Origin of the sequence: Pseudomonas sp. A0308 (genome assembly GCF_044218815.1) — a bacterium.
In the GTDB taxonomy this organism is placed as follows: Bacteria; Pseudomonadota; Gammaproteobacteria; order Pseudomonadales; family Pseudomonadaceae; genus Aquipseudomonas; species Aquipseudomonas iridis.
In genome coordinates, this window is sequence record NZ_CP162581.1 from 5,513,319 (window position 1) to 5,525,740 (window position 12,422).

The 12,422-nt window shown below is 57.8% G+C and carries 14 protein-coding genes and 1 pseudogene; 7 read left to right on the forward strand and 8 right to left on the reverse strand.

From position 1 onward, the window contains the following. The first annotated feature begins 47 nt into the window (after positions 1-47). Positions 48-1,292, forward strand: a complete 1,245-nt coding sequence (locus AB4P92_RS25535) for a lipoprotein-releasing ABC transporter permease subunit (RefSeq protein WP_042560151.1) — start codon at positions 48-50, stop codon at positions 1,290-1,292. A gap of 99 nt (positions 1,293-1,391) precedes the next feature. Here AB4P92_RS25535 and AB4P92_RS25540 read toward each other — a convergent pair whose 3' ends face one another. Together AB4P92_RS25540 and AB4P92_RS25545 are read right to left on the reverse strand one after the other, a co-directional pair. Beyond that, positions 1,392-2,741 carry a heavy metal sensor histidine kinase gene (locus AB4P92_RS25540; RefSeq protein WP_395598349.1) on the reverse strand — a complete coding sequence of 450 codons (1,350 nt, stop codon included), beginning with the start codon at positions 2,739-2,741 and terminating at the stop codon, positions 1,392-1,394. Then, complete coding sequence (locus AB4P92_RS25545; protein ID WP_042560148.1) at positions 2,741-3,421, reverse strand: heavy metal response regulator transcription factor; 681 nt, start codon at positions 3,419-3,421, stop codon at positions 2,741-2,743. Before AB4P92_RS25545 ends, AB4P92_RS25540 begins: the two co-directional genes overlap by 1 nt. Positions 3,422-3,585: 164 nt before the next feature. Here AB4P92_RS25545 and AB4P92_RS25550 point away from each other — a divergent pair, with 164 nt between their 5' ends. Together AB4P92_RS25550 and queF are read left to right on the forward strand one after the other, a co-directional pair. After that, entirely contained in the window at positions 3,586-4,119 is a 534-nt protein-coding gene (locus AB4P92_RS25550) for a plastocyanin/azurin family copper-binding protein (protein WP_042560147.1), read from the forward strand. A gap of 61 nt (positions 4,120-4,180) precedes the next feature. Beyond that, positions 4,181-5,011 carry an NADPH-dependent 7-cyano-7-deazaguanine reductase QueF gene (queF, locus tag AB4P92_RS25555; RefSeq protein WP_042560146.1) on the forward strand — a complete coding sequence of 277 codons (831 nt, stop codon included), beginning with the start codon at positions 4,181-4,183 and terminating at the stop codon, positions 5,009-5,011. A 26-nt stretch (positions 5,012-5,037) separates the two neighbouring features. Here queF and AB4P92_RS25560 read toward each other — a convergent pair. The 3 genes and pseudogenes from AB4P92_RS25560 to AB4P92_RS25570 form a co-directional block, all read right to left on the reverse strand. Beyond that, positions 5,038-5,151: pseudogene (locus tag AB4P92_RS25560) on the reverse strand (metal ABC transporter ATP-binding protein); the annotation flags it as partial. A 48-nt stretch (positions 5,152-5,199) separates the two neighbouring features. Next, a complete protein-coding gene (locus AB4P92_RS25565; protein ID WP_042560145.1) occupies positions 5,200-5,463 on the reverse strand; it encodes a DUF4404 family protein in 264 nt (87 codons plus the stop codon). Positions 5,464-5,572: 109 nt separating this feature from the next. Beyond that, entirely contained in the window at positions 5,573-6,193 is a 621-nt protein-coding gene (locus AB4P92_RS25570; RefSeq protein WP_395598350.1) for an HAD family phosphatase, read from the reverse strand. 198 nt (positions 6,194-6,391) lie between these two features. Here AB4P92_RS25570 and AB4P92_RS25575 point away from each other — a divergent pair, with 198 nt between their 5' ends. Beyond that, the gene (locus AB4P92_RS25575) at positions 6,392-7,081 is read left to right on the forward strand and encodes a VacJ family lipoprotein (protein WP_042560143.1); all 690 of its coding nucleotides are present in this window, start codon (positions 6,392-6,394) and stop codon (positions 7,079-7,081) included. 53 nt (positions 7,082-7,134) lie between these two features. On the opposite strand, the gene AB4P92_RS25580 is transcribed toward AB4P92_RS25575, so the two are convergent. Next, on the reverse strand, positions 7,135-7,434 hold the full coding sequence (locus tag AB4P92_RS25580) for a PilZ domain-containing protein (protein WP_042560142.1): 300 nt from the start codon (positions 7,432-7,434) through the stop codon (positions 7,135-7,137). A 274-nt stretch (positions 7,435-7,708) separates the two neighbouring features. Here AB4P92_RS25580 and rssB point away from each other — a divergent pair, with 274 nt between their 5' ends. Then, a complete protein-coding gene (gene rssB / locus AB4P92_RS25585; RefSeq protein WP_047302218.1) occupies positions 7,709-8,890 on the forward strand; it encodes a two-component system response regulator RssB in 1,182 nt (393 codons plus the stop codon). After that, positions 8,890-9,372, forward strand: a complete 483-nt coding sequence (gene rssC, locus AB4P92_RS25590) for an anti-sigma factor antagonist RssC (protein ID WP_042560140.1) — start codon at positions 8,890-8,892, stop codon at positions 9,370-9,372. The genes rssB and rssC overlap by 1 nt, the downstream gene beginning before the upstream one ends. Before the next feature lie 216 nt (positions 9,373-9,588). Here rssC and tal read toward each other — a convergent pair whose 3' ends face one another. Continuing rightward, positions 9,589-10,515 carry a transaldolase gene (tal, locus tag AB4P92_RS25595; protein ID WP_200616759.1) on the reverse strand — a complete coding sequence of 309 codons (927 nt, stop codon included), beginning with the start codon at positions 10,513-10,515 and terminating at the stop codon, positions 9,589-9,591. Positions 10,516-10,717: 202 nt separating this feature from the next. Further along, on the reverse strand, positions 10,718-11,680 hold the full coding sequence (locus AB4P92_RS25600) for a cellulase family glycosylhydrolase (RefSeq protein WP_395598351.1): 963 nt from the start codon (positions 11,678-11,680) through the stop codon (positions 10,718-10,720). Positions 11,681-11,971: 291 nt separating this feature from the next. Here AB4P92_RS25600 and AB4P92_RS25605 point away from each other — a divergent pair, with 291 nt between their 5' ends. After that, positions 11,972-12,412, forward strand: a complete 441-nt coding sequence (locus tag AB4P92_RS25605; RefSeq protein WP_042560138.1) for a low molecular weight protein-tyrosine-phosphatase — start codon at positions 11,972-11,974, stop codon at positions 12,410-12,412. The last annotated feature ends 10 nt before the right edge of the window (positions 12,413-12,422 follow it).

Sequence of the window (12,422 nt, forward strand, 5' to 3'; positions counted from 1 at the left end):
GTCTGAAAAGGCGTCGGGTCTTTTATTTTTATACGGTGCCCCAGCGAATGTTCAGACCGTTATCGATCTTTATCGGCACGCGCTATACCCGCGCCAAGCGCCGCAATCGCTTTGTTTCGTTCATTTCGATGACCTCGATGATCGGCCTCGCCCTCGGCGTGCTGGCGATGATCGTGGTGTTGTCGGTGATGAACGGCTTCCAGCGCGAAATGAGCTCGCGCATCCTCGGCATGGTGCCGCACGCAACCATCGTTGGCGTCAAACCGATTGACGATTGGCAGCCCGTAGCCGCCGCGGCCATGAAAAATCCCGAAGTGACTGCCGCCGTGCCGTTCACCGAAATGGAAGGCATGCTCTCCTACAAGGGTTTGATGCAGCCGATCCAGATCAGCGGCGTCGATCCGGCGCAGGAAGGCAAGGTGTCGATCGTCGCCCAGCACATTGTGCAGGGGCGTCTCGACGCGCTGAAACCAGGTGAGTTTGGTGTGGTCATTGGTGAAATTACCGCTCGCCGTTTCCGCCTGAATGTCGGCGACAAGATCACCCTGATCGTGCCGGAAGTCAGCACCGCGCCGGGCGGGATTACCCCGCGAATGCAGCGGCTCAACGTGGTCGGCGTGTTCAAGGTGGGGGCCGAGCTGGACGGTTCGATGGGCCTGATTCATGTAGCCGATGCCGCGACCATGCAGCGCTGGGAGCCGAATCAGGTGCAGAGCGTGCGTCTGGCAGTCAAAGACTTGTACGCCGCGCCGAAAGTGTCTTCAGACATCGCCGCCGGTCTTGGCGCCGAGTTCAAGGCGGACGACTGGACCCACACTCAGGGCAGTCTGTTCAGTGCGATGAAGATGGAAAAAACCATGATCGGCCTGTTGCTGCTGATGATTGTCGCGGTGGCGGCGTTCAACATCATCGCCACATTGATCATGGTGGTTAACGACAAGGGCGCGGACATTGCGATCCTGCGCACCATCGGCGCCACGCCCCGGCAGATCATGGCGATCTTCATGGTGCAGGGCACGGTGATCGGCATTGTCGGCACGCTGATTGGTGGTGTGCTGGGCGTGATCGCGGCGCTGAATGTCAGTGAACTGGTCGGCTGGTTCGAGCGAGTGAGCGGGCAGCACATCTTCAGCTCCGATGTGTATTTCGTCAGCAATCTGCCGTCTGAATTGCAGGGTGGTGATGTGTTGCTGATCTGCTCCGCCGGGTTTGTCTTGAGCTTCCTCGCGACGCTGTATCCGGCGTGGCGGGCGGCGAAGATCGAGCCGGCTCACGCCCTGAGATATTCGTAAGCACTGACGCGAAATACTGTAGAAGCTGCGGCACGCTGCGATCTTTTGATCTTGATCTTTAAGATCAAAAGATCGCAGCGTGCCGCAGCTCCTACAGTTTCAATCTTCTTTGGGCAACTCAATCACAAACCGCGTCCAGCCCCGATCCGATTCGCAATGAATCTGCCCACCATGGGCCCGAACGATCGATTGAGTAATGGCCAATCCCAATCCCGCATGTTCGCTGCTACCTTCCTGTCGCGCCGGATCGGCCCGATAGAAACGGTCAAACAATCGCGGCAACAGCTGCGCTGAAATCTCACCGCCGGTGTTCTCGACCGATACACGCACAGTATTCGGCAGATCCTGGATCGCCAAGCGAACCTCCCCCGAGGCGGGCGTAAATCGCAGCGCGTTATCCAGCAGATTCGACAACGCTCGGCGCAACATACTGCGGTCACCTTCGATTCGTGCAGTGCCTTCACGGCTCAACGTCACTGCGGCGTCCTCGGCCAACGGCGCAAAAAACTCCAACAGCGCATCCGCCTCATCCGCCAACGTTAGTGGTTCACGCTTGGGTATCAGCAAGCCGTGATCAGCCTTGGCCAGATACAACATGTCATTGACCAGTTGCGCCATCCATTGCAGTTCTTCCAGGTTGCTGTGTAGCGCTTCGCGGTAATCCTCGATCGGCCGCGGGCGGGTGAGGGTGACCTGGGTGTGGGTCAGCAGGTTCGACAGTGGCGTGCGCAGCTCATGGGCGATGTCGGCCGAAAATGCCGAGAGCCGCTGAAACGAGTCGTCGAGGCGTGCGAGCATGGCGTTGAAACTGTGGGCCATTTCCGCAAGCTCTGGAGGCATTTGCGCTTCCGACAGTCGGGCATTGAGCGATTGCGCCGAAATCCCACGCGCCACCGCACTCATGCGCCGCAATGGGCGCAAGCCGCTGCGCGCGGCCCAGGCACCGAGCAACGCGGTAGCCAGCGCCGAAAGCCCGACGGTCAGCCAGATCAGATGCTGCATGCGTTGCAGAAAGTGCTGGTGATGGGTGATGTCCAGCAACAGCGTCAATTTTGGCGAGTCGGGTTTACCCGGGTAGAGCGGGGCATTCAGCACGCGGTACTCGGTGTCGCTATTGCTCACGGTCGACAGGCCGGATTGTTGCGGCAAGACATCTGGCACCTTGATCGAGCTGTCATACCAGCGTTGCCCGTCACCGCCAGTGATGCGCAACGACAGATCGGCTTGTCGGCTCAGTTCGTCCGCCAGCCGTGCCTCAGCCTCACTGGCCTGGACATCCTGCAAGGCGCGGCGCAGGCCGATCAGTTTGCCGTCGAGCAATTGCTGGTCGAGCTCAATGAAATGCGCCTCACTGGCGCGGTTGAACAGCACCCCGGCGAACAGTGAAACCACAGCGGTGCAGGCAGCAAACAACAAGGCCAGGCGTGAACTCAACGACAACCGGCGCATCAGGCTGGGCGCTCTTCAAGCACATAACCCATGCCGCGCACGGTGTGGATCAGCTTGTTGGGGAATTCGTCGTCGACCTTCAGGCGCAGGCGCCGAATCGCCACTTCGATGACGTTGGTGTCGCTGTCGAAATTCATGTCCCAGACCTGCGAGGCGATCAGCGATTTAGGCAGCACTTCCCCCTGACGGCGCAGAAGCATTTCCAGCAGGGCGAATTCCTTGGCGGTCAGGTCGATGCGCTGGCCCTGGCGTTCGACTCGGCGACGGATCAGGTCCAGACGCAGATCGGCCAATTGCAGACTGGTTTCCTGCGGTGTGGCACTGCCCCGACGCAACAGGCTACGCACCCTGGCCAGCAGTTCGGAGAAGGCGAACGGTTTGACCAGGTAATCGTCGGCGCCGAGCTCCAGTCCGTGAACCCTGTCCTCCACCGCGTCTTTTGCTGTCAGAAAAAGCACCGGCGTATCCAGGCCAGCACTGCGCACTGTTTGCAGAATCTGCCAGCCATTGCGCCCGGGCAGCATCACGTCGAGGATCAGCAATGCGTAATCACCGCTCAAGGCCAGTTGCTGGCCGCTGTCGCCGTCGGCCACCAGTTCGGTGTTGAAGCCGGCCTCGGTCAGGCCCTGACGCAGGTATTGGCCGGTTTTCGCTTGGTCTTCGACGATCAACAGTTTCATGGGCGACTCGGGTTGATTCAATGTGTAGGAACGGATGCTTTATACCGCGAGAGCAGGCGGCAACCGTCAACCTGACAAAGTTGTAATCTGCCTGTCAGGTAGATGCCAGCGCCGGCCAGCTAGAGTTTCCCACAGGCTGAACCTTATCTTGTTGGAGTACGACCATGTTTTCGCGCAAATCCCTGATGTTGACCGCTTGTTTGTTGGTATTGAGCGCGTCAGTGTCGGCCGGTGCAGGGCACACCTACGAATTCGGTCAACCGGCCACCGCAAGCAAAGCCACCCGAAGTATTGAAGTGGTGATGGGTGATATGTCGTTCGAGCCAAAGGCTATCAAGGTCGAGGCCGGTGAGACCGTTCGCTTTGTGCTGGTGAATAAAGGCCAGTTACTGCATGAATTCAACCTCGGTGACGCGGCGATGCATGCCAGTCATCAGAAGGAAATGTTGCAGATGCAGCAGAGCGGCATGCTCACGCCTACTGGTATGAAGGAAATGTCCCACGACATGGCGGGCATGGATCACGCGGCGATGGGCCATGGCATGAAGCATGACGATCCGAACAGTGTGTTGGTCGAACCGGGTAAAACCGCTGAGTTGACCTGGACCTTCAGCAAGGCTACGGGCCTGGAGTTTGCCTGCAACATCCCTGGCCATTATCAGGCCGGTATGGTCGGCAAACTGACTGTCAGTCAGTAAGCACTCAAAGGTGCGGGCAAAGACTGGTAGAATCCGCTGATTCTTCAGTCAGGTTTCCGCCATGCATCCCGCAGCCGAACACTCGCCGCTGGGCAAATCCAGCGAATACATCGCCACCTACACACCGTCCTTGCTGTTCCCCATTCCGCGCACCGCGAAATGGGCGGAGCTGGGCCTGACCGCCGAAACCCTGCCGTATAAAGGCGTGGATTTCTGGAACTGCTTCGAACTGTCGTGGCTACTGCCGTCAGGCAAACCGGTGGTGGCCATCGGCGAATTCAGCATTCCGGCGGATTCGCCGAATATCATCGAATCCAAGTCCTTCAAGCTGTATTTGAACTCGCTGAACCAGACGCCGTTTGCCGATAGCGCCACGCTGGAAGCGACGTTGGTCAAGGATCTGTCGGCAGCGGCCGGCAAACCGGTCGGCGTGCGGGTTCGCAGCCTGAAAGAAGTCGAAGCCGAAGGCGTTGTAGCGTTGCCGGGTGTGTGCATTGATGACCTGGAAATCAGCGTCAGCAACTATGAGCACCCGCGTCCGGAACTGCTGCGTTGCGATGATTCGCGCGTCGTCGAGGAGAGCGTGCACAGCCACCTGCTCAAGTCCAATTGCCCGGTGACCAGTCAGCCGGACTGGGGCAGTGTAGTGGTGGAATATCGCGGCGCGGCGCTGGATCACGCCAGTCTGCTGGAATACATCGTCAGCTTCCGTCAGCACTCAGACTTCCATGAGCAGTGTGTGGAGCGGATTTTCCTGGATCTGCAGCGTTTGTTGAAACCAGAAAAACTGACGGTATTTGCACGTTACGTGCGTCGTGGTGGATTGGACATTAACCCGTACCGCAGCACCGAAAGCGCACAACTGCCGAACCACCGGCTCGTGCGTCAATAAAGATCGAGAATGTGCGATATCCAATGTGGGAGCGAGCCTGCTCGCGAATGCGGTGTGTCATTTAAGGATGATGTCGACTGACGCGACGCCTTCGCGAGCAGGCTCGCTCCCACAGGGCGCTGTGTTTCAAGTCCGGAAATGAAAAAGCCCTGCCAGTGATGGCAGGGCTTTTTGCATTTCGGAGGGAATTAGATCCCCATGCTGCCCAGTGTATTGATGATGTTGCGCAGGGTACCGGCAATGGCTGGGTGTTCGACTTCAAAACGTTCGACAGCTAGGTTCACGCCATCAGCGAGGCTGGCATCCTGGGTCTTTGTTTCGAGTTCAAGCTCCAGCTGAATCTGCTGCATCAGCGTACGCAGATCTTCCCGTTCGGCTTCAGTCAGCGGCGGATTCTGATCCAGCTGCTCGCGCAGGGTATCGAGCTGTTTTTGAAGTTCTTGAGCGGGCATGGTGTTTTCCTTTTTATCGAGAGGCACTGGCATTGACCGCAGCCACGCGCCAAAGGTCTATTGCTGACCTTTAGATTAATCCACTCTCGAGCACCCTGCATGATCCCGATCAGGGCTTTTCGCCTTTGAGGCGGCGCAGGCTGATGTCCGCCAGGCAGGTTTCCAGCTCGCCCAAATGATCAATCACCGAGTGCACGCCAAGGCCGAACAGCTGCATCGTCGCTTTGCCGCGCAACTGCTCCCGTTCCTTTTGGCTCAAGGCTTGCCATTCGCCCGGCGCCAGACCGCAGAGTGAACCGCAGGATGCCAGGCCGATTGTCCATAAGCCGGCATTGAGCCCCGATTGCAGCAGTCGAGGCTCGCCGCTGACCAGTACGCAACCGTCCAGGCTGCCAACGTTCAAGTCCATCAGCGCTTGCCAGCAGGCGTTGGGAGCGGGCCAGGGATTGATTGTTGCCGAATGTTGCGCAGGCTTGATCCACGCCGGTAAGGCAGCCGATAGCGGTTGCGCAAGGGCTGCGGGCAGGTCGTCGATCCACGCGCAAGGAATGTGCTGGCGCTGCAGGCTCTGCAGAATTTCGAGCGCGCCCGGTGTGGTCTCGGCATGTTCGGGCAGGGCGGCACTGTGTTGTCGGGCGCGGGCACCGAAATCCACCAGGCAACCACTGAGTCCGAACAGTATGGCGTTCAGGCCGGGCACGGCGACGGGCAAGGTTTCGGCGTGTGACATGGCAACATCCCTGAAATATCCATGAGGCTAGAACGTGTCGATGACAGTTGCATGACGGCGGTGTGAATGGAGGTCTCGAGAAACGTCCTGCAAGTCACTGCATTCCCGGACTGCTCAAAAGGACTTTTGCGCTTATACTAGCGGCCTTACCGCCCAGGTCGAGATGCCTGTGCCAGTACAAATCCAAGGAGTTTCTCTATGCGCTTGAGCCCTTCGCTCGCTCAGCTTTGTGTATATGCCGGCCTGGTGCTGGCGCCGTTCGCCACTCAAGCGGCAACGGAAGAAGACCCTTGGGAAAGCGTCAACCGTCCGATCTTCCAGTTCAACGACTTCGTCGACACCTACGCGCTGAAGCCTTTGGCGCAGGGCTATGAGTTCGTGACGCCGCAATTTGTCGAAGACGGCATCCACAACATGTTCCGCAACGTTGGTGATGTCACCAACTTGGCGAACAACATTCTGCAGGCCAAACCCGCTGCGGCTGGCGTCGACACCGCACGCTTGATCTTCAACACCACATTCGGCCTGCTCGGCTTCTTCGACGTCGGCACCCACATGGGCCTGACCCGCAGCGACGAAGACTTCGGTCAGACCCTCGGTTACTGGGGCGTGGGCAGTGGCCCGTACGTGATGCTGCCGCTGATGGGCCCGAGCACCCTGCGTGATGCGCCGTCCAAGTATGTCGACGGCTTCACCGGCATGTACCGCTACATCAACGATGTGCCCGTGCGTAACTCGATATTCGGCCTGAACATCGTCGACACCCGCGCCAGCCTGCTGTCCAGCGAGAAGCTGATCAGCGGCGACAAGTACACCTTCATTCGTAACGCCTACTTGCAAAACCGCGAGTTCAAGGTGAAGGACGGCCAGGTCGAAGACGATTTTTGATCTCGACCGGTGAAAAAAGAAGGCGACCCTCGGGTCGCCTTTTTTGTGTGCGCTTATTTCATCTTCAGGATGCTCAGGCCAAGCTTTTGGCTGTCGCCCTCCTGAGCCTTGACCCAAACCACTTCGGTCTCGGCTTCAAGGCCGCTGAGTGCCGAGTGCTCGGAGTCAATGCTCACGTACAAACGATCACCCACCTTGAAGCTGCGCGGTGCCTCAACCTGCATGCCGCTGCTGGAGAGGTCGATGCACACGGCCGAGACCTGATCCCCTTCATGAATCAGCACGACATCGGCATCGACACGCATGCGGATGAAATCGCGCTTTTCGCTGTAGTCCCGACCGGTTTGACTCATGGTTCTGACCTTCCATTGGGTTACGGTTTGAGCAGTTCTTATAACTCTCGGTGATTTGACAAGTAAAGTCGTCAAGCGACCATCGGCGCATGCTTGAAACGCCCAGCGGATGGGAGTACCGTCTGCGCCTTAGAAGGGCACCTCTGGTGCAACCGTGTACGCAGCTAACGCGCGAAAGCGGTGCAGCAGAGAGGCTAGAAAGCGAATCCAGTAGTCTGCGCAGGGCCGTTGCCCCGCCAACTACGCCAACCTAATTCTGGCGCCGTTTGCCCACATGCCAAAAACCAGTGCCACGCTGCTGATAATCGATGATGACGAAGTAGTGCGCGCGAGCCTCGCGGCCTATTTGGAAGACAGTGGTTTCAGCGTCCTGCAGGCCAGCAACGGCCAACAGGGTCTTCAGGTATTCGAGCAAGACAAGCCCGACTTGGTCATCTGCGATCTGCGCATGCCGCAGATGGGCGGTCTCGAACTCATCCGTCAGGTCACCGAGCTGTCACCGCAAACGCCGGTGATCGTGGTTTCGGGTGCCGGCGTGATGAACGACGCGGTCGAGGCGCTGCGCCTGGGCGCGGCGGATTACCTGATCAAGCCTCTCGAAGATCTGGCTGTGCTCGAGCACTCTGTGCGCCGGGCCCTGGATCGTGCGCGCCTGCTGCTGGAAAACCAGCGCTACCGCGAGAAGCTCGAAAAGGCCAACCGCGAGCTCGAAGCCAGCCTGAACCTGCTCCAGGAAGACCAGAACGCCGGTCGCCAGGTGCAGATGAACATGCTGCCGGAAAGCCCGTGGAGCATCGACGAGTTCAAGTTTGCCCACCAGATCATCCCGTCGTTGTACCTGTCGGGTGATTTTGTCGACTATTTCCGTGTCGACGAGCGCCGGGTTGCGTTTTATCTGGCGGACGTATCGGGTCATGGCGCCTCTTCAGCCTTCGTCACCGTGCTGCTGAAGTTCATGACCACGCGCTTGCTGTTCGAATCCAAGCGCAACGGCACTTTGCCTGAATTCAAGCCTTCGGAAGTCCTTGGTCATATCAACCGGGGGCTGATCAGTTGTAAGCTGGGTAAACACGTCACAATGGTCGGTGGAGTCATCGACGAGGAGACCGGTTTGTTGACCTATAGCATCGGCGGCCATCTGCCGTTGCCTGTGTTGTACACGCCTGACAGTGTTCGATATCTCGAAGGACGCGGTCTGCCGGTGGGCCTCTTCAATGAAGCCACCTACGAAGATCACGTGCTTGAGCTGCCGCCGACGTTCAGCCTGACGCTGATGTCTGACGGCATTCTGGATCTATTGCCAGAACCTACGCTCAAAGAAAAAGAAGCCGCTTTGCCTCAACGGGTGAAGTCGGCGGGCGGCAGCCTGGATGGTCTGCGGCAAGTTTTTGGATTGGCCACGCTGGGGGAGATGCCGGATGATATCGCCCTGTTGGTGTTGAGCAGGAATCTTTAATGAGTACCGGTAGAATCCAGTTCGCCGAGCAGGATGGCACCTTCGTCCTGAAGTTCGTTGGTGAAGTTCGCCTGACCCTGTGTTCGGCGTTGGATGCGACTATTGAGAAAATCTTCACTGCGCTGAATTTTAACGCGATCGTGATTGATTTGACCGAAACCCGCAGCATCGACAGCACGACATTGGGCCTGTTGGCCAAGCTGTCGATCCTGTCGCGGCAGAAGGTTGGTTTGCTGCCGACCGTGGTCACCACCCACGATGACATCACCCGTCTGCTGCAATCGATGGGCTTCGAGCAGGTGTTCAACATCGTCAATCACCCCGTGCCGTGCCCGGAGTGCCTCGATGACTTGCCGGATCAGGATCAGTCGGAAGAAGTGGTGCGGATCAAGGTGCTGGAAGCGCACAAGATCCTCATGGGCCTGAATGATTCCAATCGTGAAGCGTTTCACGATCTGGTGAATGCGCTCGAACGGCACTGATTACCTGAAGTGATGTTTGCCGGGCTGGCCTCTTCGCGGGCAGGCTCGCTCCCACAGGGTTACGGGGAGACCACAGCATTTCCATACACCCGCATATCCTGTGGGCGCGAGCTTGCTCGCGAAGGCGTCAGCTCAGACGCTACATTTCCTAGTATCTAGCCAATAAAAAAGGGCGAACCCACCAGGGTTCGCCCTTTTTGCATTTGCCGAACTAGATCACAGCTTGGCCTGCAGCAACGCCTCGAGCTTTTCCTGGTCACGGGCGAACTGACGAATGCCTTCAGCCAGTTTCTCGGTGGCCATCGCGTCTTCGTTGGACAACCAGCGGAACTGCGCTTCATTGAGGCTCAGGCGCGCTTCACCCGCGTGCCCTGGCGCCAGTTTGCGCTCCAGCTTGCCAGTGTCGGCCGCCAGTTTGTCGATCAGGTCCGGGCTGATGGTCAGGCGGTCGCAGCCGGCCAGTTGCTCGATCTGGTTGAGGTTACGGAAGCTCGCACCCATGACCACGGTCTTGTAGTCATTGGCCTTGTAATAGTTGTAGATGCGCGTTACGGACTGCACACCCGGATCGTCGGCGCCGGTGTAGTCGTTGCCGTTGGCCTTCTTGTACCAGTCGTAGATCCGGCCTACGAACGGCGAGATCAGGAACACACCGGCATCGGCGCAAGCTGCCGCTTGGGCGAAGGAGAACAGCAAGGTCAGGTTGGTCTGAATGCCTTCCTTCTCCAGTACTTCGGCGGCGCGGATGCCTTCCCAGGTCGAAGCAATCTTGATCAGCACGCGGTCACGGCCAATGCCGGCCTTGTCGTAAAGCTCGATCAGGCGATGCGCGCGTTTCAGCACGGCGTCCTTGTCGAACGACAGACGCGCGTCCACTTCGGTGGAGATACGGCCCGGGATTACTTTGAGGATTTCCTGACCCACCGCAACGCCGAAACGGTCGCTGGCCAGGCCAACATCGCCCTTGCAGTCGCTGACGCAAGCATTCAGCAGTTCGGCATAACCAGGAATGGCCGAAGCTTTGAGCAGCAGGGAAGGGTTGGTGGTGGCGTCGACCGGTTTGACTCGGGAGATCGCTTCGAGGTCGCCGGTGTCGGCCACCACGGTGGTGAATTGTTTAAGTTGTTCCAGCTTGGAAGTCATGGGTGTGCTCTGTCCTGTGGGTCTGACGACATTACCCGAGCGCTGACAGCCACTCAAGGGCGCGTGCGTGGATCGATGGCCCCTGAGGCAACAACCTGAAAACGATTGTTTGAAAGGCGGGGCACGGTGTCGATGAATACGACGTCAAAACCCCTGACAGGTTCAAAGCAACTGACCTGCGTACAGATCAGTCGCACAGTATCTACTGCATGTTCAGCTGAGTGGCGGCGGCCATTTTCGCCGGTTTCGGTTGCCCGTCTGTGGTCAGCAGGCCGAAGTTCTTCTCGCGTTCGTTACTGCCCGATGCGCTGTCGCGCCATTCGTAGATCGACGTCAGCGCAATGTTGAGTTTTTTCACATCGGCGATAAACGCGCTGACCTTGCTGGCCTGCCCGTCGATGCCGCCATTGGAGCTGAGCGCCGATACGCCCCATTCACTGATGACCCCAGGCAGATGAAAGTTTTGCTGGATAAACGACTGTGCATTGCTGATTTGCGTGGCCGACATGCCGTACGGGTGATAGGAAATCGCGTCGAGGCATTTCGGGTACTCACTGACGATCCTGTTAAGCGCCACCGTTGACGCAGAGCCTGCGGTCGGTGCCCGGGCAAAACCGAAGCCGACCACTGGCGTGGTTTGCGCTGTGGCCTGCAACGACTTGCACACGGCGCTCATGAACGGCACGAACGTCGTAGCGAAATTGCGCGTTGGCCAGTAGGTTTCAAGGTCGGGCTCGTTCCAGATCTCGATCGCCACCAGTTGTGAACTGTAGGTTTTCTCCAGGCCTGTCAGTGCGGTGGCGAACGATTCGCCAGCCTTTGTCAGTTCACCGACGTTGTCGGGTGTCGGGGTCAACGGCTTGATCGCGCGCACGGTCAGCAACACCGGCAGGCCAGCGGATTGCGCGGCTGCAAAGGCATCGCTGACCTGCTTCTGATAAGCCTTGGCGGTGAGACTGTCGCTCCATACGCCGAAGCGCACAAAACTGAAGCCTGAGGCTTTGATATGGGCAGCATCCTCGGCGGAGAAGTTCTGGATCTTGACCTGGATTCCGATGGTCTTGGCGGGGAGGTTGGGAAACAGTTCACTGGCATGAACTTGAGGTGCGGCACTGAGCGCCAACACCAGCGAGGCACTGAGGCGTTTGAGATGGGCTGATTGCATGTCTGCTCTCCAATGAGAATGACAACGGCGAATAGTTCTCTGGGCGTCTGTTGTTTGAAACTAACAATCGCGCGAAGTGCGCGAATGTTATTTTTTGTCGGAAATCATTCGCGTGAAAATCACAGTTATTTTTAGTCCGCTAATTCTGGTTGGGGGGCTTTTAAGCGCTGTGGTACTTAGTGTTCCGGTACTAACAGGGTGAATCTATTTTCTGAGTGCAGGAAGATCTAGTGGGTTCATTAAAGTTCGCTCTAGATGTTGGCAGTTTGATATTACACAGGAAAGTAAACCTTGTTCAAAAAGATCCTTGTCGTCTGCGTTGGCAATATATGCCGAAGTCCTACCGCAGAACTGTTGCTGCGTAACGCGCTGGCACCCGGAGCAATCTCGGTGACCTCCGCCGGCCTCGCGGCACGTGTCGGAGAAGGCGTTGAAGCTTCGGCGCGGCAGGTTCTGGAAGACCACGGGCATAGCGCCGAAGGCTTCAGGGCGCGGCAACTGACCTCAGACATCGTCAATGAATCAGATCTAATTCTGGTCATGGAAAAACAACACGTTAACCAAGTATTGAATATTGCCTCCCATGCGCGGGGCAAAGTCTTTCTGCTCGGCAAGTGGCAGAGCGAACGAGAGATACAAGATCCATACCGTCAAGGCAAGGCCGCTTTTATTCATGCCCATGCATTGATTGAAGATGCTGTCAGCGCATGGGCGCAACGTCTTGTACGTTGATCAATATTCT

Coding starts and splice junctions, on each gene's coding strand:
- AB4P92_RS25550 (WP_042560147.1), top strand. CDS start 3,586: ATGTTTTCGCGCAAATCCCTGATGTTGACCGCTTGTTTGTTGGTATTG.
- AB4P92_RS25575 (WP_042560143.1), top strand. CDS start 6,392: ATGCGCTTGAGCCCTTCGCTCGCTCAGCTTTGTGTATATGCCGGCCTG.
- AB4P92_RS25540 (WP_395598349.1), bottom strand. CDS start 2,741: ATGCGCCGGTTGTCGTTGAGTTCACGCCTGGCCTTGTTGTTTGCTGCC.
- AB4P92_RS25565 (WP_042560145.1), bottom strand. CDS start 5,463: ATGCCCGCTCAAGAACTTCAAAAACAGCTCGATACCCTGCGCGAGCAG.
- AB4P92_RS25570 (WP_395598350.1), bottom strand. CDS start 6,193: ATGTCACACGCCGAAACCTTGCCCGTCGCCGTGCCCGGCCTGAACGCC.
- AB4P92_RS25535 (WP_042560151.1), top strand. CDS start 48: ATGTTCAGACCGTTATCGATCTTTATCGGCACGCGCTATACCCGCGCC.
- AB4P92_RS25600 (WP_395598351.1), bottom strand. CDS start 11,680: ATGCAATCAGCCCATCTCAAACGCCTCAGTGCCTCGCTGGTGTTGGCG.
- queF (WP_042560146.1), top strand. CDS start 4,181: ATGCATCCCGCAGCCGAACACTCGCCGCTGGGCAAATCCAGCGAATAC.
- AB4P92_RS25545 (WP_042560148.1), bottom strand. CDS start 3,421: ATGAAACTGTTGATCGTCGAAGACCAAGCGAAAACCGGCCAATACCTG.
- rssC (WP_042560140.1), top strand. CDS start 8,890: ATGAGTACCGGTAGAATCCAGTTCGCCGAGCAGGATGGCACCTTCGTC.
- tal (WP_200616759.1), bottom strand. CDS start 10,515: ATGACTTCCAAGCTGGAACAACTTAAACAATTCACCACCGTGGTGGCC.
- AB4P92_RS25580 (WP_042560142.1), bottom strand. CDS start 7,434: ATGAGTCAAACCGGTCGGGACTACAGCGAAAAGCGCGATTTCATCCGC.
- rssB (WP_047302218.1), top strand. CDS start 7,709: ATGCCAAAAACCAGTGCCACGCTGCTGATAATCGATGATGACGAAGTA.